A 21,425-nucleotide genomic window follows, 5' to 3' on the forward strand; every position below is an offset into this window, starting at 1 on the left:
AAAAATGGCCTCTGGGTCTCATTTTCTGGGAGATCGCCTATTTTTCCGTAAGTGATGTAAGGTAAGTGCGCCATAAACCCCATTCTTCCCTGAGTTTCTTGCCAAGGGCATAGTTCTGCCATCGTACTTTTTGGGATTGACCGATGACAGACACCAAGGATTGGGCCGCGCATTTAGCCGCGATCGAAGCCGAAGGTATCAGCACGCAAGCGTATGCGCGGCGCGAAGGGATCTCGGCGGCGACGCTGTATTACTGGCGCAGGCGCCTGAAGCCAGCCGTTCAACGGTCACCGACTGTGTCCTTGGTGCCGGTACAAGTCAAAGAAGAGACGGTCGCCCAGCGCTGTACCGTCTGGCTGGCGCCCGGTGTACGGTTGGAGCTCGGTGCACTGCCGCCGGCCTGGTGGCTGTCGGCAGTGACGGCGGCGGTTTCGCGCCAGGTGCGCTGATGCACCCGGGCAGCCGCATAGGCAGCGTCTACCTGTGTCGCGAGCCGGTGGATTTCAGGAAGTCGATTGGGGGCTTGTCGGCGCTGGTCGAGCAGCAACTGGAGATGAGTCCGTTTGGCGATGCGCTATTTGTGTTCATCAATCGCCAGCGCGACAAGATCAAGGCGCTGTATTGGCATCGCAATGGCTTCTGCCTGTGGTACAAGCGGCTGGAGAAACAGCGTTTTGCCTGGCCGATGTTAGCCCAAGAGCAGCCCACCTGCACCTTGACGATGCAGGAGTTGGAATGGCTGCTCGAAGGCTTCGATTTATGGGCGCATCAGCCGCATAAAACCTTGCATTATGCGGCCACGACATAGGGCATAAAAGGTAAAATGGCGGGCATGACTTCAGCCCCCGCCATGCCCGCTATCGCTTTGACGGAAATCGATCCGTCCAAGTATGGCGTGACGGTGACGCCTGGGCTTAAACGCCTGATGCGGGATATCCAGGCGCATGCCGAAATCCATTTGCAGGCGCGTCTCGAAGCCCGGCTGCGCGAGCAGATGGATGCCGAATACGAAGCCCGCTACGAAGCCAAGCTGCAAGAACAATTGGTCGCCCGCGTCCAGGCGTTGTTCGAGCAGCTGGTGCTCAGTCGGCGCCGCCAGTTCGGGCGCAGCAGCGAAGCTCTCTCGACGCAGTTTCGACTGTTCGATGAGGCCGATGCGCTGGGCGCCCAGACGACCGAGGCCGATGAGCTCGCACCGCTACCGAGCGCCCAGCCCTCGGTCAGCGCGCCGCGCCAACCTGTCGCGCGCGGCAGGCGCCAGCCGCTGCCGGTGGAGTTGCCGCGCATCGACATCGTGCATGAAGTGCCTGAAGCCGAGCGCACCTGCGCCTGCGGCACGCTCATGGTCCAGATCGGTGAAGACGTGAGCGAACAGCTGGACATCATCCCCATGCAGGTGCGGGTGCTGCGTCACGTGCGCAAACGCTACGCCTGCCCGGGCGGCGACGCCGCGCCGGTGACGGCGCCGGTGCCCGCTCAGGTCTTGCCCAAGAGCAATGCCAGCGGCGATCTGCTGGCGATGCTGCTGACGGTCAAGTATGTGGACGGGCTGCCGCTGGCGCGCTTCGAGCATGTGCTGGGCCGCAGCGACGGTGTCGAGCACCTGGTGTGCTGGGCGCATGCGCGCCGGGGCTTTGTCCAGGCCGCCAAGGTGCAGGGCAAGGGCAAGCGCGGGCGGGCCGATGAGGCCATTGCGCTGATCGGCAAACTGTATCGGATTGAACGCGAGTGCCAGAGCGGCGCCGACGCGCAGCGCCTTGCCGCCCGCCAGGCACATAGCCTGCCGGTGCTGGCCGAGCTGCGGACCTGGCTGGATAAGACACGCCCGCAGGTCGTGCCTGGCCTGGCGCTGGGCCGCGCGCTGGCCTATCTGGACAGATACTGGAACAAGCTGACACGCTACACCGAGCGCGGCGACCTGCCCATCGACAACAACCGTTGCGAGAATGCCATCCGCCCCTTCGTGGTGGGCCGAAAGAACTGGCTGTTCAGCAGCACGCCGGCGGGCGCGCACGCCAGTGCACTGATCTACTCGCTGGTGGAGACGGTCAAGGCCAATGGGCGGGAGCCCTATACGTGGTTGCGCACGGTGCTGTGCGAATTGCCCCGCGCCCGCACGGTGCAAGACTACGAGGCGTTGTTGCCGTGGAATCTGGCTCTTGAAACCTTGGCGGTACAAGCCATTGACGCGGCCTCGCTGCGCCACGCATCGTCGTGAACGTAGTCGCGTCCCATCCCCCCTTGTGACATGACGAGCGAGCGTAAAACCCTTCTGGATCGTGAATTGTTCACCGAGGCCTTGCGCCATATGAGCGAAGCCGATCTGCGATACCTGAACCGCATGGTGGTCGAGCGGCTGAATCTGCTGGATCAGGCCAGGAGCACGGTGCAGTTGGCGCAGTTTGCCCAGGGCGATCGGGTCAGCTTTATAGCGAACGATGGTATGGAAAAACATGGCACGGTTCTGCGGTTGAATAAGAAAACGGTGAGTCTGCGCACCGACGACGAGATGCTCTGGAAAGTCTCGCCAGGATTGCTGCGTAAACCCGGCCGCTGAGACTTGAGAACTTTACCGCCGACCGCCCCCGCAGAAAACCATGGGGTTTATGGCGCACTTACCCTGAACCGTGTCCGCCCCCTGTCATTGGAAATGATCCGCAAGCTGACCGAGGGCCTGAAGCTGCCCGCCGAGGTGCTGATTCGCCCCTACCGCCTGCGTCAGGTTGACAAGGAATTGGTGACCGCATGAGGATGGGGCGGAATTTCAAAAGCGGGTATGAAAGCGGGTACAAAAAGATCATTCACAATGTGGCGCCAAAGAGTCGTTCTGAGCGGGAAGTCGTGGTTCATCATCTAGCGAAGGTACTCTGAGCCTAATCTTCAATCAGGGCCTTGCTGTTGATGAGCTTTTGTGCCAAATCCTCCATTGCTCGTTGCACAGCCTCCCGCGTGGCTTCTTCAACAATATCCATTCCTTTGTCGCAGCTGCCCGCACCGTCTTCATGATGTCCCTGTCCACGCGCTGTCGTCCGAATGGCGGGAGTCCCGTCGGGCCTGAATGCACTGACTCGGATGGATATCTCGGCTGTTGATTCTGGTGTGGCCATCCAGAACCCCGGATTGAACTTTAATCTCGGGGAAAATTCATCAAGCTTGAAATCGAGGAAATAGGCGCCGGGCCTCTCTTCCCGCGTTTCAACCCGCGATATGGATCTGAAGGCTGGGTCCAGGGTGCGCATGATGGACTCGGACACTGCGGACCCCGGGGCAATGGTGTAGTTATGGGCCCCACACACAAATCCGATGCTCACTTTCTTGGATATCTCGGATAGTTCAGGATCGATTCTGACAGCTGCGTCAGCGTCGATATGACGCGTAGGCATGACCTCTGCAGCGCCGCTTACGCTCTGGATTTGTCCCTTGTATGCACATGCTTGTAGCAGGATGACAAGCAAGGCGGCACCAATAATCTTAAGTCTCATCATGTCAGTCCACACATTCATATTAATAAAAAATATTCAGTTACTTTCTGGTTTGAAGTAGGCCTTCAACAGCAAGCACTCAGTCAGGATGCCTTAGAGGCCGGAGTTGTCCTCATCATTCATCACCGATCCACCCTGTTCCGTTTCTTCAGCTCCACCAAGATGGCATCGAGTGGCTTCTTGCCGAATACGGCAAACGGTAGGGCAATCCACAGAGCCGTGAGTACGACTATTAGAATTGTCACGAGAGGCCCGATACTCCCTTCCAAATTTTGCATCATTGTTCTCTCCTCATAGGTTAAACCTGCACTGGGGATGCAGCCTTTTTCTTCTCCTCGACGTCGAACCTCCTTCGCAGCATGAGGCCCAGGAAGGCATCGTCTTGCCACTAATGCGCTGGTGCTAGCGTTTACGTGTGCCCGAGGATAGATTTCTTAAGGGCCAGAGTGGAGCTTCAAGCACGAAAAATGACTGCTACGAAGTGCGCGAGCCACTGTCCAAAACTACAGTCAAGGTCACATAAAATCAAGCGGCTAACAGTACCTTGGTGCAGGTGTGCCGGATTTTCCAGCTGAGTGCCCGCTGGCTTCCCTCCGATGATTGATGCTCAACTTATAGAATCTCCATGTCATCTTCCAACATCGCGGAGGCAGCCATGCAGCACATCCTGGTTTATGCGGACTCCTTGTCCTGGGGCATCATCCCCACGACGCGGAAACGGTTGCTGCTCGAGCAGCGTTGGCCGGGTGTCATGGAGACCCGCCTCACTACCCCTGAACGCAAAGTCCGTGTCATCGAGGATTGCCTCAATGGCCGGCGCACCGTATGGGACGATCCGTTTAAGCCGGGCCGCAACGGCCTGGTCGGCCTGGCGCAGCGGATCGAAATCCACTCGCCGCTCTCGCTGGTCGTCCTGATGCTGGGCACCAACGATTTCCAGTCCATGCATGCGCACAACGCATGGCATTCGTCTCAAGGCATTCTTGCTTTGATTGCCGCGATTCGTTCCGCGCCCATCGAGCCCGGCATGCCCGTGCCGGACATTCTCGTGGTGGCGCCACCGGCATTGCAGGCGCCGAAAGGGCCGATCGCGCCGAAGTTCGCAGGCGGCGAGATGAAGTGCGTCGGTTTGGCCGCCGCGTATCGCAAGGTTTGCGAGGAGGCGGATTGCCATTTCTTCGATGCCGGCAGTGTGACGACCACCAGCACGTTGGATGGCGTTCATCTCGACCTTGAACAGCACCGGATCCTCGGCCGGGCGCTGGCGGACGCTGTACAGCCGTTGCTGGCCAACGCCGACTGCTGAGGCGTCGCCGTCATCCTGAGGCGCCCCGGCAAAAGCCGGGCAGCCTGAAAGGCGCAGGCCGACATCAAGGCCGCATCCGCAACACCATCAGTGCGCCGCAGGCCGCCAGGCCGATGCCGCCGGACAGCCACAGGGCCTGGGCGCCCCAGGCGTCCAGCGCCAATCCGAACAGCAGCGGCGCCAGCGCCTGCGCGACCCGGGCGGGCATCATCAGCCAGCCCTGGCGCTCGCCGTAGCCGCGGGGGCCGAAGAGCACCAGCGGCAGGGTGCCCTTGGCGATGGTCAGGATGCCGTTGCCGGCGCCGTGCAGGATGGCGAAGGCCGGTGCTGCCGCCGGCCCCGCCGTCAGCAGCACCGCCACGCCGGCGGGGTGCGCCAGGGCCGCCAGGCGCGCCGACAGCAGGGGGTGGACGCGCCGCAGAAAGCCGAATTCCAGCAGGCGGCCCGCCACTTGTGCAGGGCCGATGAGTGCGCCCACGGCGACCGCGGTGGCGAGCGTCGTGCCGGCTGCCTCCAGCGTTCGGGGCAGGTGCGTGGCCATGGCCGTGCTGATGAACCAGGTGGCCGCGAAGACAAAGGCGAGCAGGGCGCTGGTGAAGCCCAGCCGCTGCGCCCCTGCGGCGGGGGGCGGGGCCTCGGGCCTCGGATCGTCGGCCGGCGGGAGGTCGGGCTTCGCCGGGGCGGGCGCCCTTGGCAGCCAGGCATTCAGCGGCAGCCCCACCAGCAGGTGCAAGACGGCCCAGCCGAAGCATGCGCCGCGCCAGCCGAACTGCAGGTCCATCCAGGCGGACAGGGGCCAGCCGACGGTGCTGGCGAATCCGGCGATCAGCGTGATGCCGGTGATGGCGCCGCGGGCCTGCGGTCCGTACAGGCGCACCAGGCAGGAAAACGCGGCCTCGTACAGGCCGGCGCCCATGGCCACGCCGATGAGGAGCCAGGCGGCGACCATCGTCCAGAGGCCTTGCGCGAGGCCCAGCGCGGCCAGGCCCAGCGCGAACACCAGGCTGGTGGCGCTGAGGACGACATGGCCGCCGCGGCGGTCGATCGCCCGCCCGGCCCATGGGCCGGCCAGGGCCGAGGCGACCATGGCTCCCGAGAAGGCCGCATAGACCGTCGGGGCCGACAGGCCAAGGTCCGCAGCCATGGGCACCGCCAGCATGGCCGGCAGGTAATAGGAGGAGGCCCAAGCCAGCGTTTGGGCCGTGCCCAAGGCGCCGACGACTCGGATTGGCGTGCCCGCCATGGGTTCAGGCCCGGCCGGCGCCGGCCGGGAGCCGGCCTGCGTGCTGTTGAACGATACGCGCCACCCTTCGCCTCATGGGGACCTCGTTGAGCTGCTCCATGGCCGCCGACGCGGCCATCGGGTCGATCCCGCGGCCCCTATGGCGGGGCTGGGCTCGGCATATGCAGTATAGCGACCGCGGGCGGCGGATCGACGCGGGCCGCTCCCTGAAACCCGACGTGCGGCGCGGCGCCCGTACAATGGTCCGGCAGGAACCGGGATCGATAGGAGGACCTCATGCTGGTGCTGGACGCCGTGGTCAAGACGGTCGGCGGCGCGCAGGCGCGCACGGTGTTCCGCGGCCTCGGCCTGGAGCTGCGGGCCGGGGAATATGTGGCCGTCATGGGCGAGTCGGGCGTCGGCAAATCGACCTTGCTGAACCTGATCGCCGGTCTGGACCGGCCCGACGAGGGGCGGATCGTGCTCGACGGCCAGGATGTCCATGCGCTGGATGACGACGGGGCGACGCGGCTGCGGCGGCGCGCCATGGGTTTCGTGTTCCAGGCGTTCCATGTGCTGCCGCAGCTCGACGTTGCCGCGAATGTCGAGCTGCCCCTGCTGCTGAACGGCATCGACCGGCGCGAGGCGCGAGGGCGCGTCCAGGCGGCTCTGGACGAGGTCGGCCTGGACGGGCGCGGCGCCAGCCTGCCGCGCGAGCTGTCGGGCGGCGAGCTGCAGCGGGTGGCGATCGCGCGGGCGCTGGTGCATCGGCCCCGCCTGATCCTGGCCGACGAACCCACCGGCAACCTGGACCAGGACAGCGCCGCGCAAATCCTGGCCCTGTTGCGCCGGCGGATCAAGGAGGATGGCGCCGCAGGCACGATGGGACTGCTGGTGACCCATTCGGCCGCCGCCGCGGCCGGTGCCGACCGGGTGTTGCGGTTGACCGCTCAGGGGTTGGCGCCCCACGATCCCGCGGATCGCCCGCCGGTGTAGGCCATGGTCATGGTGCCGCCGCTCGTCCGTGTGTTGCTGGCCGCCCAGATGCGCGCCCACGCGGGCCGTGCGCTGGTCGGCGTGGCCGCGATCGCCATCGGTGTGGCGATGGGCTACGCCGTGTATCTGATCAACCATGCGGCCCTGGCCGAGTTTTCGCAGGCGGTGCGCACACTGGCCGGGCAGGCCGACCTGGAGGTGCGCGGGCCGCGCAGCGGCTTTGATGAAAATCTGTACCCGCGCCTGGCCGCCTTGCCCGAGGTCGCCGCCGCCAGTCCGATCGTGGAGGCGGAACTTGCGCTGCCGGGGCGTCGCGAGCCCCTGCAACTGCTGGGCGTGGACGTGTTTCGGGCCCGGGCGGTCAACCCGGGACTGATCGGCCGCGCACCGGAGGGCTCGGGTGCGCAGCTGGATACGCTGGACCCCGAGGCCGTCTTTCTGTCGCCCGCGGCCCTGGCATGGCTGGGCCTGGAGCCTGGCGGCCGGCTCGAGGCGCACACGGGCTCGGCCACGGTCTCGCTGCGAGTGGCGGGCACGGTTTCCATAGGGGGCGCCCGCCTGGCGGTCATGGACATCGCGGCCGCGCAGTGGCGTTTCGGACGCCTGGGCCAGGTGCAAGGCATCGACCTCAGGCTGCGTCCCGGCGTGGATCCGCAGGCCGCCCGCCGGACAATCGCGGCCCTGCTGCCGCCCGGAGTGGCGGTGCGCACGCCCGAGGACGCCGGCCAGGTGGCCTCGAACCTGTCGCGGGCCTATCGCGTCAACCTGGATGTGCTGGCGCTGGTGGCGCTGTTCACCGGCGCGTTCCTGGTGTTCTCGGGGCAGGCCCTGTCGGTGGTCTCGCGGCGCGCCCAGTTGGCGCTGCTGCGGGCGCTGGGCATGACGCGCCGCGGTGTGCGCCGCCTGGTGCTGGCCGAAAGCCTGCTGCTGGGGGTGACGGGATCGCTGTTGGGCATTGCGCTGGGCGCGGCCTTTGCGGGGGCCGCCTTGCGCTACGGCGGCGACCTGGGAGCCGGCTATTTCCCGGGCCTGCGTCCGGCGCTGCGGTTTTCGGCGCCGGCGGCGCTGATGTTTGCGCTGTTGGGGACGGCGGCCGCGGTGCTGGGCGGCCTGGCGCCCGCGTGGGACGCCTCGCGCGCGCCGCCCGCGCGGGCACTCAAGGCCGGCGACGAGGACGCCTCGCTGGTGCGCTTGCGCTCACCCTGGCCGGCCGCGGCCCTGGCGGCTGCGGGGATCATCCTGGCCCAGGCCGGCCCGGTGGGTGGGCTGCCGATTCCCGCCTACCTGGCGATCGCCGCCTGGCTGGTGGCGGCGATACTCTGGATGCCCTGGGTGGCGCACGGGGTGTTCGGCCATGCGCCCCGGCCGCGCCGCGTCGTGCCTTACCTGGCCCTGGCGCAACCCGCGGCGGCGCCTGGACGCGCGGCGATCGGCCTGGCCGGCGTGGTGGTGAGCTTCAGCCTGATGGCGGCCATGGCGATCATGGTGCACAGTTTCCGCGTGTCCTTCGGGCAATGGCTCGACACCGTGGTGCCGGCGCAATTGTATTTGCGCACGGCCGCCGGTCATTTGTCCGACCAGGACCGGCGGCTGATCGAGACGGCGCCAGGCGTGGCGCGCGTCGAGTTCACGCAGACCGATCGCCTGACGCTGGACCCGCAGCGGCCGCCCGTCGACCTCATCATCCGGCCCATCGATGCGCGGCATCCCGAGGCCAGGCTGGCCCTGGTCGGCGCAGCCGTCGATCCGCCGCCGGACGGGCCGCCGCGGGCCTGGATCAGCGAGGCGATGGCGGATCTGTACGGCATGGCCCCGGGCCAGCACATCGAGCTGCCCTTGGCGGGCCGCTGGCACGCTTTCGTGGTGGCGGGGGTCTGGCGCGATTATGCGCGCCAGTACGGCGCCATCGTCATCGATGCCGGGGATGCATACCGGATGACGGGCGAGCGCCGGCCGACGGAAGCCGCCTTGTGGCTGGCGCCGGACATCGATGTCGCCGAGGCGATCGCCACCATCCGGGCACGGCTGCCCGACGCGGACCGCCTGGCATTCCGGACCCCCGGCGAGATCCGTGGCCTGAGCCTGCGGATCTTCGACCGCAGCTTTGCAGTCACGTATTTGCTGGAGGCCGTGGCGATCGTCATCGGCCTGTTCGGCGTCGGGGTCGGCTTCGGCGCGCAGGCCTTGGCGCGTGCGCGGGAATTCGGCGTGTTGCGGCACATCGGCATGACGCGCGGCCAGATCGGGGCAATGCTGGCGCTGGAGGGCGCGATGCTCGGCGCGCTGGGCGGCGCCGTGGGCCTGGCCCTGGGCTGGGGCGTGGCGCTGGTCCTGGTGACCGTCGTCAATCCGCAGTCTTTTCATTGGACGATGACGATGCACATGCCGTGGGGCCTGCTCGTCACCGCCTTGCTGGCGCTGGTCGCGGCCGCCTCGCTGACGGCGCTGGCCAGCGGCCGGCGCGCCATGTCGGCGGGCGCCGTGCGCGCCGTGCGGGAGGATTGGTGATGAGGCGCCTGTTGGGCGGCTGCCTGCTGTCGTGGACGCTGTTGCTGACAGTCCAGGCGGCGCCTCCCGCCGGGAACCTGCCCGACTATCCGGCCGTCGTGCCTGGCCAGGCGCTGCGGTTCCCGCAGGACCATGGCGCACATCCGGCGTTCCGCACCGAATGGTGGTATGTCACGGGCTGGCTGCAGGCGGCGGAGGGGCCGCCGATCGGGTTTCAGCTGACCTTCTTTCGCTCTCGTCCGCCGCTGGACACGCGCAATCCCAGCCGGTTCGCGCCCGGGCAATTGCTCTTTGCCCATGCGGCCCTCGCCGATCCCGCGGTGGGCAGCCTGCTGCACGACCAACGCTCGGCGCGCGCGGGCTTTGGCCTGGCCGAGGCCGCCGTCGGCGACACGCGGGTGCACATCGGCGATTGGTCGCTGGCGCGCGATCCGGACGGCACCTACCGCAGCCGCATCCCGGCGCGCGATTTCACCCTCGATCTGGCATTCACGCCCACCAGCCCGATATTGCTGGAGGGCGACGCGGGCTACAGCCGCAAGGGCAGCCGGCCGGCGCAGGCCAGCTACTACTACAGCCGGCCGCAGCTGGCCGTCGGCGGCCACGTGACGCGCGGCGATGCGCGCACGGCGGTCAGCGGTACCGCCTGGCTGGACCACGAATGGTCCTCCGAGGTGCTGGCCGCGGACGGCGTCGGCTGGGATTGGACCGGCATCAACCTGGACGATGGCGGCGCGGCGATGGCCTTCCGGATCCGCGACCGCGCGGGCAAGGCGCTATGGGCGGGGGGGACGGTGCGCCGGGCGGACGGCGACACGACCGTGCTGCGGCCCGACCAGATCGAATTCAGTCCGCGGCGGCGGTGGCGATCGCCCCGGACGGGCGCCGAGTATCCGGTGTCCATGCGCGTGCGTGCGGGCGATCTGGTGCTGGAACTGGAGCCCCTGATGGATGACCAGGAGCTGGATTCCCGCGCCAGTACCGGGGCGGTGTACTGGGAGGGCGCAGTGTCGGCGCTGCGCGGCGGCCGTCGGGTCGGCCGCGGTTACCTGGAATTGACCGGGTACTGGCGGCCGCTGGATTTTTGAAGCGTCGAACGGCACGCTACGCCAGGTAGCGCTGGAACCAATCGATGCTGCGGCGCCAGGCCAGCTCGGCCGCGGCCTGGTCGTAGCGCGGCGTCGAGTCGTTGTGGAAGCCGTGATTGACGCCGGGGTAGATGTGCGCCTCGTAGGTCTTGCCCGCGGCCTTGAGCGCCGCCTCGTAGGCCGGCCAGCCGGCGTTGACGCGTTCGTCGTTGCCGGCGTAGTGCAGCAGCAGGGGCGCCTGGATCCGGGGCACGTCCTCGGGACGGGGCTGCATGCCGTAGAACGGCACGGCGGCCGCCAGTTCGGGGTAGGCGACGGCCGCCGCGTTGGCGACGCCGCCGCCATAGCAAAAGCCGATGATGCCGGTCTTGCCGGATGCCCCGGCCAGCGTAGGCATGAACTCGACGGCGGCAAAGAAATCGTTCATCAGTTTTTGCGGATCGACCTGCTGCTGCAGTTCGCGGCCCTTGTCGTCGTTGCCCGGGTAGCCGCCTTTCGAGCTCAGGCCGTCGGGCGCGAGCGCCATGAAGCCGGCCTTGGCCAGGCGCCGCGCCACGTCCTCGATGTAGGGGTTGAGCCCGCGGTTTTCGTGGACCACCACCACCCCCGGGATCTTGCCGGCCGCCTTGGCGGTCAAGCGGGGCATGGTGAGTCTCCCGGCCGGTGAACGGCAATGGTGAAAAATCATATTATGTGAGCCTGGCGGTCCGGTAAAGCACCGCCGGGTTTCCGCTGCGCCCCCCTCGAAGGATACGATCCCGCCCCATGTTCAAGATTCATCTGTCCGCGCGCCCGGCGCGCCCCGGGACCGCCGGCCGGCCCGCCGGTCCGGACGATTATCATCGCCTGACGCCGACCCTGATGCTGACCATGGGGCTGGTCGGTGTCTTCGCCTTCCTGCAGGTGTATTCCGTGCAGTCGATCCTGCCGCAGCTGCAGCAGGACCTGGACGCCACGGTGGTCGAGATCGGCAATGCGGTGGGGATGACCGTGCTGGCCGTGGCCCTGATCTCGCCCTTCATCGGCATGCTGTCGGACGCGATGGGCCGCAAGTGGCTGGTGGTGGCCTCGGTGTTTGCGCTGGCCATCCCGACGGCCTTGATGACGCAGGTGCAGACCATCCAGGGGCTGTGGGTGCTGCGCTTTCTGCAGGGACTGGCCGTCCCCGGCGTGTCGGTGGTGATCATCGCCTATATCGGCGAGGAATTCCGCGGGACCTCGATGGTGCGGGTCATGACCGGCTATGTCGCCGGCACCGTGCTGGGCGGCTTCATGGGCCGTTTCCTGCTGGGGCATTTGACGGAATTCATGGCCTGGCGCACGGCCTTCGGCGTGATGGCCCTGCTGAACTTCGCCGGCACCTGGCTGGTGTGGCGGGGCCTGCCCGCCTCGCGCCACTTCGTCGCCAATGCGCATTTTTCCAGCGGGATGGCGACGCTGGGCCAACTGCTGCGCAACCCCAATCTGCGGGTGGCCTGCGCGCTGGGATTCACGGTCCTGTTTTCCCTGGTCGGGATGTTCACCTACGTCAATCTGCACCTGGCGGCCGCCCCCTACCACTTCAGTCCCGGCGGGCTGGCCAATATCTTCAGCGTGTATCTGCTGGGCGCGTTCGTCACGCCCCTGGCCGGGCGCCTCATCCCGCGCATCGGCGCCCGCGGTACGGTGCTGCTGTCCGTGGCTGTTTCGATGGTGGGCGTGCTGGGCTCGCTCGTTCAGTCGTCCTGGGGTATCGTGGCGGGCCTGGCGGCGGCCGCTTGCGGCATATTCGTCACGCAGTCGTCCACCATGAGCTTCATCGCCCGCCGGATCACTCATGGCCGCTCGCTGGCCAGCGGCCTGTATTACGCGACCTATTATTGCGGCGGCTTCGTGGGCGCCTGGGGCTGCGGCATGGCCTATGAGGCCGGCGGATGGCAGGGGACCGTCGCCACCTTGATCGCGGTGCAGGCGCTGGGGTGGCTGATCGTCTGGCGGTTCATGCCCGGTCCGGTGGCGCCCGTGCGGCGATAGGCGCCGCCGGCGCGCGGGCGATGGCCACGCCCGCCGTGCCGGACGCTACAGGATGTCGTCCGCGATCTTGGCGGCGATGGGCATCGCGCCGGTGGCGGCCGGCGAAGGCGCATTGAGGATGGCGGTGACGCCGCCGATGCGCTCGATCAGGAAGTCGTCGACCAGTGTGCCGTCGGGGCGCACGGCCTGGGCGCGGTTGGCGCTGCGGTAGGTGGCCAGGTCCTCGAGGCGCACGGCGGGGCAGTATTTCTGTACGGCGCGCAAGTAGGCCCGCTTGAAGATCGAGCCCTTCAGTTCGCTCACGGTGGCGCGCGGATGCTTGGCCAGCATCCGCCACAGGCCTGGAAAACCCAAGGCATCGATGGCGTCCCGCGGGTCGACGCTGAAGCGCGCGTAGTTCTCGCGGGCCAGCGCCAGCACCGCGTTCGGCCCGACGGTGATGGTGCCGTTGATCATGGGCGTGAGGTGTACGCCGAGGAAGGGCAGGGCGGGGTTCGGCACCGGATAGATCAGGTGGTGGACGATGGTGTTCAGCGCCGCGGGCAGGACGAAGTATTCCCCCCGGAACGGCAGGATGCGGACGCCCGGATCGATGCCCAGCATGCGGGCCACGCGGTCGGACGACAGGCCCGAGCACGCGATGACCTGTCCCACCGAGACGGTGTCCGTCCCCACCACGGCCTCGTAGGAATCGCCCGCCCGCCGCACGGCGCGCACTGGGGCGTTAAAGCGCACCGTGCCGCCGGCGTCCTCGACGTCGCCCAGCAGCGCCCGGGTGATGCCGGCGAAGTCGGTAATGGCGGTCGCCGGGATGCGCAGGGCCGCCCGGCCGGTGATGGCGGGCTCCAGCCGCTGCAGGTCGGCGATCTCCAGCCGCTCGGTGTGCACGCCGTTGAGCGCGGCCCGCTCCTCGAGCTTGCCCAGGTTCGATTCCTCCTGGGCGTTGGTGGCGACCAGCAGCTTGCCGCGCTCCTCGTAGCCGATGCCGCGCGCCGTGCAGAACGCCTTGGTCGTGTCCATGCCCGCCCGGCAGAAGCGGGTCTTGAGGCTGCCGGGCGTGTAGTAGACGCCCGAGTGGACCACGCCGCTGTTGCGGCCGGTCTGGTGCAGGGCGGCGCCGGCCTCTTTTTCCGCGACGAGGATGCGGGCGGCCGGCTTGCGCCGCGCGATCTCCGCGGCCAGGGCTGCGCCGACGATGCCGGCGCCGATGATGAGGTAGTCGTGCTTCATGGCGGGTTGTCCGTTGGGATGTTGCGGATGTTCAGGCGCCGGCGCGCATGGCCTCCCAACGCTGGCGCGAGGGCTGCATGTGGTCGACCACCAGGGTCTCGAGGGCGGCCCGGTCCTGATTTTCGATGGCCTCGATCATGGCGGTGTGTTCGGCGATGGCGCGCCGCAGCCAATTTTTGTCGCTGATGCCATACGAGCGGATCGGGTTGGAGGCTTCGGTGTAGAAGGCGATTGCCTTGCACAGCATTTCGTGCTCGCAGAGCGCGAACAGCTGCAGGTGGAATTCGTCGTTGAGCCTGTGGATCAGGTCCTGGTCGGCGCCCACCGAGGCGGCGGCGACGTATCGCACGTGGATTTCCTTGAGGGCCTTGAGCGCCTCGGGCGCCGCCGGCAATGGCATGATGCGCGCGGCCTCGCGCTGCAGCAGGGCGCGCATGTAGTAGATTTCCTCGACCTCGGCGGGGGTGAGATCCTTGACGCGCGCGGACTTGGAGCGCGGCTTAACCACGATCTGGCGGGCCACGAGTTCCTGGATGGCGGCGCGCACGATGTGGCGCTTGGCGCCGAAGCGCGCCATGAGGGCGTCTTCGACGAGTTCCTGGTGCGGCCGCAGGCGCCCGAAAATGATGTCGGCTTCCAGTTGCTCGACGATGTTCCCCGCCAAGGGCGCCATCCTGCTGTCGGGGTTCATCGGACGATCAGCTCCAGCCGCGAGGGCTCGTCCCAGATCCAGCCTCCGGCGCTGCGGCGCAGTTCGGGAAAGTGGCCGGGTACGACGATGTCGGCATGGTCGGCGATCCATTGCAGCGACTGCGTCGCGCGCTGCTGGCGGTCGTACTCGTTGGCGGAACTGAGCGTGGCCAGCTCGCGATAGGTCTTGCAGGCATCGCCCGCCAGCACGACGCGTTCGCCCGATTCGCGGATGTAGTGCAGCAGGTAGCTGCCCGGCGTGTGGCCGGGCGCGTGGCGGTAGTGCAGCCCAGGCAGGAGCTCGCCCTCGGCGTCGTGGATCAGGTGCAGGTCGCGGCGTTCGAGGTAGTCGTTCATCCCGAAACTGCAGAACACGTCCTCCTCGGAGGGCTGGTGGGCGTATTCCCATTCGATGGCGCCCACGTGGAAGGCGGCGTCCGGAAACAGGTCGATGTTGTTGGCATGGTCGAAATGCAGGTGCGACAGGAAGACCGTCCGGATGTCGCGCGGCGCGAGGCCTTTTGCCGCCAGGGCCTCGAGCAGCATCAGGCGGGTGGAGTGATGCCCGGTGTCGAACAGGATGGGGCCGTGGCCGTCGGCCTCGATCAGGACGATCGCGGAAAAGCCGAAGAATCCGCCCTTGAAGCTCAGGCAGTTGCCTTCGACGAGCGTGTGGTGCCGGATGGCCATGATCAGTCTCCTGTGCGGTCCGAATTATTAATAAGGTTATCGATAGTTTATCCTTCCATCCGGAAGCTGACAATCCTGGGTGATGAATCCCCAGATGCATCGCGCTTTGACCCGCTCGGTGTCGGGGTTTACCCGCTAAATGCGTTTGGACGCTTGCCGTGGTAAATTTATCGATACTATTATTAATAACACGCGGCCGTGCCCCGGCCACAACCTGAACATCATCGGAGGACACATGCGTTTCCATAAAACCATTATTGCCGGCCTGGCGCTCGCGTTGTCCACGGCCGCCGCCCATGCCGAGAGCTGGCAGATGGCCACGCCCTATCCGGAATCGAACTTCCACACCCAAAACATCCTGCAGTTCGCCAAGGACGTGGATGCGGCCACCGACGGCAAGCTGCAGATCACCGTGCATGCCGCGGGCTCCCTGATCAAGCACCAGGAAATCAAGAACGCCGTGCGTTCGCAACAGATCCAGATCGGCGAGTTCATCATCTCGAACCTCGCCAATGAAAACCCCATCTTTGCACTGGATTCGGTGCCCTTCGTGGCCGTGTCCTTCGACGATTCGCGCAAGATGTACAAGGCCTCCAAGCCCGCCCTCGAGGAGGAGCTCGGCCGCCAGAACCTGAAGGTGCTGTTCTCGGTGGCTTGGCCGCCCCAGGGCCTGTATACGGACCGTCCGGTCGAAAAGATCGAGGATTTGCGCGGCTTGAAATTCCGCGCCTACAGCCCGCAGACCGAACGCCTGGCGCAATTGGCCGGCGCGGTGCCCACCCAGGTCGAGGTCCCGGACCTTGCGCAGGCCTTCACCACCGGCCGGGTGAACGCCATGCTGACCTCCACTTCGACGGGCGTGAACACCAAGGCGTGGGACTACCTCAAGTATTTCTATGACGTCGCCGCCTTCCTGCCCAAGAACATCGTGGTGGTGAACCAGCGGGTCTTCGACGCGCTGGATCCGGCGACGCAGAAGGCGGTGCTGGATGCCGCCGCCACCGCCGAGAAGCGCGGCTGGGAAATGGCCGAATCCGATCACGTCGCCCAGCGCAAGGTGCTGCAGGAAAACGGCATCGTGGTCAGCGACGGCAGCCCCGCCCTGAACGCGGCCCTGCACGACATCGGCAAGCAAATGGCCGCTGAATGGAGCAAAGAGGCCGGTGCCCGCGGCGAGGCCGTCCTTGAAGCCTATCGCGCCCAGTAAGGTCCGTGCCGGCGCGGGTCTTCTCGCGCCGGGTTGCCCTGAGGCCGGCGGCGCCCCCTTGTGTGGGAGCGCCAGCCAACGGGGCGGCATGGGTTTCTTTCCCGGATTGCAAGCCTGCTCAGGCAAAAGGACCATGCCATGCGCAAGTTCCTCGATACCATCTATCGCATCAGCGGCGGCCTGGCCGCCGTGTCCCTCGTGGGCATCACGGTCATCGTCTTCGGCCAGGTTCTCCTGAACCTGATCGACTATGTATCGATCATCGTTTTCGGCAAGAGCTACGCCTTGCTGATTCCCTCGTACTCCCTGCTGTCGGGCTATGCGCTGGCCTTCGCCACCTTCCTGTCGCTGGGCCTGGGTTTTCGCCGCGCCGCGCACATTCGGGTGACGCTGGTCGAATCGCGCCTGCCGCCGCGCGGGCGGCGCGTGACCCTGACGGCGGTGGCGGCGGTCGGGGTGGCCATGGGGCTGCTCTTCACCTATAGCCTGGGCCAGTTGGCCATGCAGTCCTTCATGTGGGGCGACCGCGCCTCGGGCCTGCTGCGGATTCCGCTGTGGATTCCCCAATCGGTCCTTTGCCTGGGCGCGCTGATGTTCCTGGTGGCCGCGCTCGACACGCTGGTCGAGGTGCTGCGCCGGGGCGACAGCGAAGCCCTGCGCATCGAGAACCCCGCCGAGGAGGCCCTCTGATGTCCGATGCCATGATGTCCTTCATCCTGGTGGCCACCCTGATCGGCAGCCTGGCGATCGGCCTGTGGGTGTCGGTGGCGCTGTTCCTGACCGGCCTGGTCGGCGTGCTGCTGTTCTCCAGCGCGCCGCTCACCAATGTGCTGGCCACCAATATCTGGAGCTCTTCCTCCGAATGGTCGCTGGCGGCCCTGCCGCTGTTCATCTGGATGGGCGAGATCCTGTTTCGCTCGCGCATGTCCGGGGACCTGTTCTCGGGCCTGGCCCCCTGGATGCGCTCGATGCCCGGTGGGCTGGGCCACGTGGGCATCCTCGCCTCGGGGATCTTCGCGGCGGTCAGCGGGTCGTCCGCGGCGACTTGCGCCACCGTCGCCAAGGTGGCCGTGCCCGAGCTCAAGGCGCGCGGCTATGACGAAAGCCTGGTGCTGGGCACGATCGCGGGCTCCGGCACCCTCGGGCTGCTGATCCCGCCGTCCATCATCCTCATCGTCTATGGCGTGGCGGCCGAACAATCGATTGCGCGCCTGTTCATCGCCGGCGTGCTGCCCGGCCTGCTGGTGATCGGCTTGTTCATGGCCTATGTTTCGATCTGGTCGGCGACCGGCCGCGTCAAGACCCCGCCCAAGGACCCGCCCATGTCCTTCGGGCAAAAGCTCAAGGCCTCGCGTACGCTGCTGCCCGTGGCGCTGCTGATCTTCGGCGTGGTGGGCTCGATCTACCTGGGGCTGGCCAGCCCGACGGACTCGGCCGCGGTCGGCGTGGTCGTCGCGCTGCTCATGAGCTGGCTGTTCGGCGACCTGAATTGGCGCACGTTCAAGGAAGGCCTGGTCTCGGCGACGCTGTCCTCCTCGATGATCGCGTTCATTCTGGCCGGCTCCGCGTTCCTGACCATCGCCATGGGGTACTCGGGCCTGCCCGCCGCCATCGCGCGCTGGATCACCGACATGAACATGAGCCACTTCGCGCTGCTGGCCGCGTTGACGGTGTTCTTCATCGCGATGGGATGCTTCCTGGACGGGATCTCGATCGTGGTGCTGACCACCGCGGTGCTGCTGCCGGCGGTGCAGGCCTCGGGGATCGATTCGATCTGGTTCGGCGTCTATCTGGTGCTGGTCGTCGAGATGGGGCAGCTGACGCCGCCCGTGGGTCTGAACCTGTTCGTCTTGCAAGGAATGACGGGCCGTGACATTCTCTATATCTCGAAGGCGGCGTTCCCCTTTTTCCTGATGTTGAGCCTGGCCGTCGTGTTCGTTGCGATGTTTCCCGACATTGTCCTGACCCTGCCCCGGATGATGTACGGTGGATGATTCTGGAGGACGGATCATGGGCCCAGACCGGCATGCCGATCCCCTGACGCCCCGCGATGCGCGGGAACTGCTGGACTTCTGGCGCGAGGCGGGTCCGGCTCGCTGGTTTGCCAAGGATCAGGCCTTCGATACCGAATTCTCGGGGCGCTTTCGCGACGCGCACTTTCGCGCGGCCCGCCTGGGCCTCGAAAACTGGAATCTGCAGCCCGAGTCCGCGCTGGCCCTCATCCTGCTGCTGGACCAGTATCCGCGCAATGCCTTTCGCGGCACGGGCCACATGTTCGCCACCGACGGCCTGGCCCTGCGCCATGCGCGCCAGGCGCTCGCGGCGGACTTCCTGCCCCGCATCGAGCCGGCCCTGCGCAATTTCGTCTGCCTGCCGTTCATGCATGCCGAAGACCTGCGTGTGCAAGAGGAATCCGTCGCCCTGTACACCGTGCACGTGCCCGATTCCCTGTACTGGGCGGTCGAGCATCACGCCATCATTCAGCGCTTCGGGCGCTTCCCCCACCGCAATGCCGTGCTGGGCCGGGACACGACCCCCGACGAGCGGCGCTTCCTGGACGAAGGCGGCTTCGCCGGCTGAGTCACAGTCACGCCGGCTGGCCGGCGGACACGGCCGGCAGCGCCTCGGGGGCGAGGATGAGGTCCACCCCCGCGTCGCCCAGGGCGCGCGTCAGCGCCGCGGGCGGTCGCCGGTCCGAGATCAACTGGTCCAGGCCGCCGGGCTCGACCAGGCGGATGCTGGCCTGGCGCCGATACTTGCTGGAATCGGCGAGCCCGGTCGCGGTTGCGGCGCGGGCGATGGCGGCCCGCTTGACCAGCACCTTGTCCAGATCGAAATCCATGGGCGCGCCGTCGGTATCGAAGCCCGAAAAACCAATGAAGGCGTAGTCGAAGCTGAACTGCTCGATGAAGGCAATCGTCAACGGGCCGACCACGGCGCCGTCCCGGGTGCGCGCCGTGCCGCCGGCCGCGACCGTCTCGATCGTGGGGTGCCCGGCCAGGGCCAGCGCCACGTTCAGGTTGGGGGTGACCACGCGGCAGCGCGCCCGCTGCGGCAGCAGACACTGGGCGAGGGCTTCCGCGGTGGTGCCCACGTCGATGAAGACGGTCATTTTCTCGCGGATCCGCTGCGCGGCCTCGGCGGCGATGGCGTGCTTGGCGGCGATCGCCAGGTGACGCTTGTCGTCGTAGGGTGGGCGCACCCGGCCGTCGACGATGCCGGCGCCGCCGTGGAATCGCTTGAGCAGGCCGGCGTCATCCATGAGGATGATGTCGCGCCGTATGGTCTGGTGCGAGGTGTCGAACCGTCCCGCCAGCGCGTCGATGGTGGCGTAGCCCTGCCGGGTGACGATTCGGAGGATCTCGGCCTGCCGCTTGTTGAGGCGGATGGGTTCCTGAAAAGAATGTGGCATCGTGATGTAAGATAATTTACATTATGCGTTTCCTTCCATCCTACCTCGTTTGGCGGTCCTCATGAGCACTCCCTCTTTTTCCTGGTCGCAGCAGGCCGGCGCCCTGTATGCCGGCGCCGCCTTGCGTTTCGACCCCTGGGCCTGGCAATGGTCGCCCGCCGGCGAGGGGGCGCCCGCGGACCTGCGGGCGGTCGACGCCTGCGAGGCCCTGCGTCGGCTGGCGGGCACGGCGCGCCTGGTGCCGGTCGCCGTGATCGGCCCGCGCGAGGCGTCCGACTGGGAATATCGCACGGCCGAGGCGCTGGGCGCCGCGCTGGCGCGCCATGGCCTGCAGTTGCTGTGCGGCGGGCGCAACGGCGTCATGGAGGCCTCGGCCAAGGGCCATCTGGAGGCGGGCGGCCAGCCGATCGGCCTGCTGCCGGACAACGACTGGCGCAGCGCCAATCCCTATGTCCGCATTCCGATCGCCACCGGCATCGGCAAATCGCGTAATGCCATCATCGCCCAGTCCTGCCCGGTGCTGATCGCGGTCGGCGGCGGCTACGGCACCATGTCCGAGATCGCCTTCGGCCTGCATTTCGACCATATGGTCCTGTCGCTGGGCGAGGCGCCGAAGATGCCCGGCGTCATTGCCTGCGTGTCGGTGGACGAGGCGCTGCGGCGCACGGCCGAGCACCTGCTGCGCACCGGCCCCGGGGTGGGCGCCGCCTTGTCATGAAGATGACTTCCAGCTTCGTCATAATGTAAGTAATATGACATGAACCCCGGGGCGGGCCCGGCGGATGCCATGCGATGCTGCTGATCACTTTTGCCTATCTGCTGTTTCTGGCCACGCCGATCGCGTTGCTGTTCGTCGGTTCGTTCGGCGAATCCTGGAGCAATACGATCCTGCCCCATGGCTTCACCACGCGCTGGTACCTCGAGGTCGCGGCCGACCCCAGCTTCCAGCGCGCATTCGTCTCCAGCATCAAGGTCGTGATCGCCACCTGTGTGCTGAACGTCGTGATCGGGCTGCCGCTGGCCTACGCAATCTATTCCAGCGCGCGGCGCGGGGTGCGGCTGGCGGCCAAGATCATGGCCTTGCTGCCGATCGCGGTGCCCGACCTGGTGCTGGGCTTCGGCTTCATTCTGGTGTTCTCGTCCGATACCGCGCCTTGGCTGGGCAGCATCGGCCTGCTGATCGCCGCCCACGTCATCCTGACGCTGCCCTATACCGTCAACACCGTGCTGGCCGACATGCAGCAGTTGCGCCTGCATGACTACGAGCAAGTCGCCGCGACGCTCAGCGCGCCGTTCTGGACGCGCCTCAAGGACATCGTCCTGCCGTTGCTGGCCACCAGCGTGCTGTCTTCCCTGCTGACCGTCGCCGCGCTGTCGATCGGCGAATTCCAGATTTCCAACCTGATCTCGGGTTTTCTGTCCCGCACCTATCCGGTCGTGCTGCTGCAGGCCTTCTACGGCGCCACGGGCTTCGCCTGCGCGGCGACCGTGGTGTTGCTGCTGTTGGCCATATTGGCCTCCTGCGCCAGTTCGCTGACCGCCTCGGCATCCAGCCGCCGCGCCTGAGCCAGACCCCGGGAA

The 21,425-nt window shown here is 66.9% G+C and carries 22 protein-coding genes; 15 read left to right on the plus strand and 7 right to left on the minus strand.

Going from position 1 to position 21,425, the window contains the following annotated elements:
* The first annotated feature begins 143 nt into the window (after window positions 1-143).
* The 4 genes from tnpA to OOZ48_RS07585 all read left to right on the plus strand — a co-directional run bounded on the left by tnpA (window position 144) and on the right by OOZ48_RS07585 (window position 2,557).
* Complete coding sequence (gene tnpA, locus OOZ48_RS07570) at window positions 144-449, plus strand: IS66 family insertion sequence element accessory protein TnpA (RefSeq protein ID WP_269497027.1); 306 nt, start codon at window positions 144-146, stop codon at window positions 447-449.
* The gene (gene tnpB, locus OOZ48_RS07575) at window positions 449-808 is read left to right on the plus strand and encodes an IS66 family insertion sequence element accessory protein TnpB (protein WP_269497028.1); all 360 of its coding nucleotides are present in this window, start codon (window positions 449-451) and stop codon (window positions 806-808) included. Before tnpA ends, tnpB begins: the two co-directional genes overlap by 1 nt.
* A 117-nt stretch (window positions 809-925) precedes the next feature.
* Complete coding sequence (tnpC, locus tag OOZ48_RS07580) at window positions 926-2,218, plus strand: IS66 family transposase (RefSeq protein ID WP_269497428.1); 1,293 nt, start codon at window positions 926-928, stop codon at window positions 2,216-2,218.
* A gap of 30 nt (window positions 2,219-2,248) precedes the next feature.
* Window positions 2,249-2,557, plus strand: coding sequence for a hypothetical protein (locus OOZ48_RS07585; protein WP_066459929.1), 309 nt, complete (start codon window positions 2,249-2,251; stop codon window positions 2,555-2,557).
* Between the two features lie 316 nt (window positions 2,558-2,873).
* On the opposite strand, the gene OOZ48_RS07590 is transcribed toward OOZ48_RS07585, so the two are convergent.
* On the minus strand, window positions 2,874-3,239 hold the full coding sequence (locus OOZ48_RS07590; protein ID WP_269497029.1) for a hypothetical protein: 366 nt from the start codon (window positions 3,237-3,239) through the stop codon (window positions 2,874-2,876).
* An 898-nt stretch (window positions 3,240-4,137) separates the two neighbouring features.
* On the opposite strand from OOZ48_RS07590, the gene OOZ48_RS07595 reads away from it, so the two are divergent.
* Window positions 4,138-4,788: an SGNH/GDSL hydrolase family protein gene (locus OOZ48_RS07595; protein ID WP_269497030.1), complete on the plus strand. Its 651-nt coding sequence runs from the start codon at window positions 4,138-4,140 to the stop codon at window positions 4,786-4,788.
* Window positions 4,789-4,852: 64 nt separating this feature from the next.
* Here the strand turns inward: OOZ48_RS07595 and OOZ48_RS07600 are convergent, their stop codons facing one another.
* Window positions 4,853-6,031, minus strand: coding sequence for an MFS transporter (locus tag OOZ48_RS07600; protein WP_269497031.1), 1,179 nt, complete (start codon window positions 6,029-6,031; stop codon window positions 4,853-4,855).
* A gap of 276 nt (window positions 6,032-6,307) precedes the next feature.
* Between OOZ48_RS07600 and OOZ48_RS07605 the strand changes: the two genes are divergently transcribed.
* From OOZ48_RS07605 to OOZ48_RS07615, 3 genes are read left to right on the plus strand one after another with little or no spacing between them, the layout of a single operon-like run.
* On the plus strand, window positions 6,308-7,006 hold the full coding sequence (locus OOZ48_RS07605; protein WP_269497032.1) for an ABC transporter ATP-binding protein: 699 nt from the start codon (window positions 6,308-6,310) through the stop codon (window positions 7,004-7,006).
* Window positions 7,007-7,015: 9 nt separating this feature from the next.
* A complete protein-coding gene (locus OOZ48_RS07610) occupies window positions 7,016-9,514 on the plus strand; it encodes an ABC transporter permease (protein ID WP_269497033.1) in 2,499 nt (832 codons plus the stop codon).
* Entirely contained in the window at window positions 9,514-10,602 is a 1,089-nt protein-coding gene (locus OOZ48_RS07615) for a lipocalin-like domain-containing protein (protein WP_269497034.1), read from the plus strand. Before OOZ48_RS07610 ends, OOZ48_RS07615 begins: the two co-directional genes overlap by 1 nt.
* A gap of 16 nt (window positions 10,603-10,618) precedes the next feature.
* On the opposite strand, the gene OOZ48_RS07620 is transcribed toward OOZ48_RS07615, so the two are convergent.
* A complete protein-coding gene (locus OOZ48_RS07620; protein WP_269497035.1) occupies window positions 10,619-11,248 on the minus strand; it encodes a dienelactone hydrolase family protein in 630 nt (209 codons plus the stop codon).
* A gap of 119 nt (window positions 11,249-11,367) precedes the next feature.
* On the opposite strand from OOZ48_RS07620, the gene OOZ48_RS07625 reads away from it, so the two are divergent.
* Window positions 11,368-12,615, plus strand: coding sequence for an MFS transporter (locus OOZ48_RS07625; RefSeq protein ID WP_269497036.1), 1,248 nt, complete (start codon window positions 11,368-11,370; stop codon window positions 12,613-12,615).
* Window positions 12,616-12,660: 45 nt separating this feature from the next.
* Here the strand turns inward: OOZ48_RS07625 and lhgO are convergent, their stop codons facing one another.
* Genes lhgO through OOZ48_RS07640 form a run of 3 tightly spaced genes read right to left on the minus strand, consistent with a single transcriptional unit; the run spans window position 12,661 to window position 15,225 of the window.
* Window positions 12,661-13,845, minus strand: a complete 1,185-nt coding sequence (gene lhgO / locus OOZ48_RS07630) for an L-2-hydroxyglutarate oxidase (RefSeq protein ID WP_269497037.1) — start codon at window positions 13,843-13,845, stop codon at window positions 12,661-12,663.
* 31 nt (window positions 13,846-13,876) lie between these two features.
* Window positions 13,877-14,536 carry a GntR family transcriptional regulator gene (locus tag OOZ48_RS07635; RefSeq protein WP_269497038.1) on the minus strand — a complete coding sequence of 220 codons (660 nt, stop codon included), beginning with the start codon at window positions 14,534-14,536 and terminating at the stop codon, window positions 13,877-13,879.
* Complete coding sequence (locus OOZ48_RS07640) at window positions 14,533-15,225, minus strand: MBL fold metallo-hydrolase (RefSeq protein WP_269497039.1); 693 nt, start codon at window positions 15,223-15,225, stop codon at window positions 14,533-14,535. The genes OOZ48_RS07635 and OOZ48_RS07640 overlap by 4 nt, the downstream gene beginning before the upstream one ends.
* A gap of 235 nt (window positions 15,226-15,460) precedes the next feature.
* Here OOZ48_RS07640 and OOZ48_RS07645 point away from each other — a divergent pair, with 235 nt between their 5' ends.
* The 4 genes from OOZ48_RS07645 (at window position 15,461) to OOZ48_RS07660 (ending at window position 19,012) form a co-directional block, all read left to right on the plus strand.
* Window positions 15,461-16,432 carry a TRAP transporter substrate-binding protein gene (locus OOZ48_RS07645; protein ID WP_269497040.1) on the plus strand — a complete coding sequence of 324 codons (972 nt, stop codon included), beginning with the start codon at window positions 15,461-15,463 and terminating at the stop codon, window positions 16,430-16,432.
* Between the two features lie 138 nt (window positions 16,433-16,570).
* Entirely contained in the window at window positions 16,571-17,122 is a 552-nt protein-coding gene (locus tag OOZ48_RS07650) for a TRAP transporter small permease (RefSeq protein ID WP_269497041.1), read from the plus strand.
* Window positions 17,122-18,426 (plus strand): TRAP transporter large permease, encoded by a 1,305-nt coding sequence (locus OOZ48_RS07655; protein ID WP_269497042.1) that lies wholly within the window; start codon window positions 17,122-17,124, stop codon window positions 18,424-18,426. Before OOZ48_RS07650 ends, OOZ48_RS07655 begins: the two co-directional genes overlap by 1 nt.
* Window positions 18,427-18,442: 16 nt before the next feature.
* The gene (locus OOZ48_RS07660; protein WP_269497043.1) at window positions 18,443-19,012 is read left to right on the plus strand and encodes a DUF924 family protein; all 570 of its coding nucleotides are present in this window, start codon (window positions 18,443-18,445) and stop codon (window positions 19,010-19,012) included.
* Between the two features lie 7 nt (window positions 19,013-19,019).
* Here the strand turns inward: OOZ48_RS07660 and OOZ48_RS07665 are convergent, their stop codons facing one another.
* Window positions 19,020-19,844 (minus strand): DeoR/GlpR family DNA-binding transcription regulator, encoded by an 825-nt coding sequence (locus tag OOZ48_RS07665; protein ID WP_269497044.1) that lies wholly within the window; start codon window positions 19,842-19,844, stop codon window positions 19,020-19,022.
* A gap of 61 nt (window positions 19,845-19,905) precedes the next feature.
* Here OOZ48_RS07665 and OOZ48_RS07670 point away from each other — a divergent pair, with 61 nt between their 5' ends.
* Both OOZ48_RS07670 and OOZ48_RS07675 read left to right on the plus strand, forming a co-directional pair.
* On the plus strand, window positions 19,906-20,562 hold the full coding sequence (locus OOZ48_RS07670; RefSeq protein ID WP_269497045.1) for a TIGR00725 family protein: 657 nt from the start codon (window positions 19,906-19,908) through the stop codon (window positions 20,560-20,562).
* Between the two features lie 74 nt (window positions 20,563-20,636).
* Window positions 20,637-21,410, plus strand: a complete 774-nt coding sequence (locus OOZ48_RS07675) for an ABC transporter permease (RefSeq protein ID WP_269497046.1) — start codon at window positions 20,637-20,639, stop codon at window positions 21,408-21,410.
* The last annotated feature ends 15 nt before the right edge of the window (window positions 21,411-21,425 follow it).

It is taken from the genome of Castellaniella sp. S9 (assembly GCF_027257175.1).
GTDB lineage: Bacteria > Pseudomonadota > Gammaproteobacteria > Burkholderiales > Burkholderiaceae_B > Castellaniella.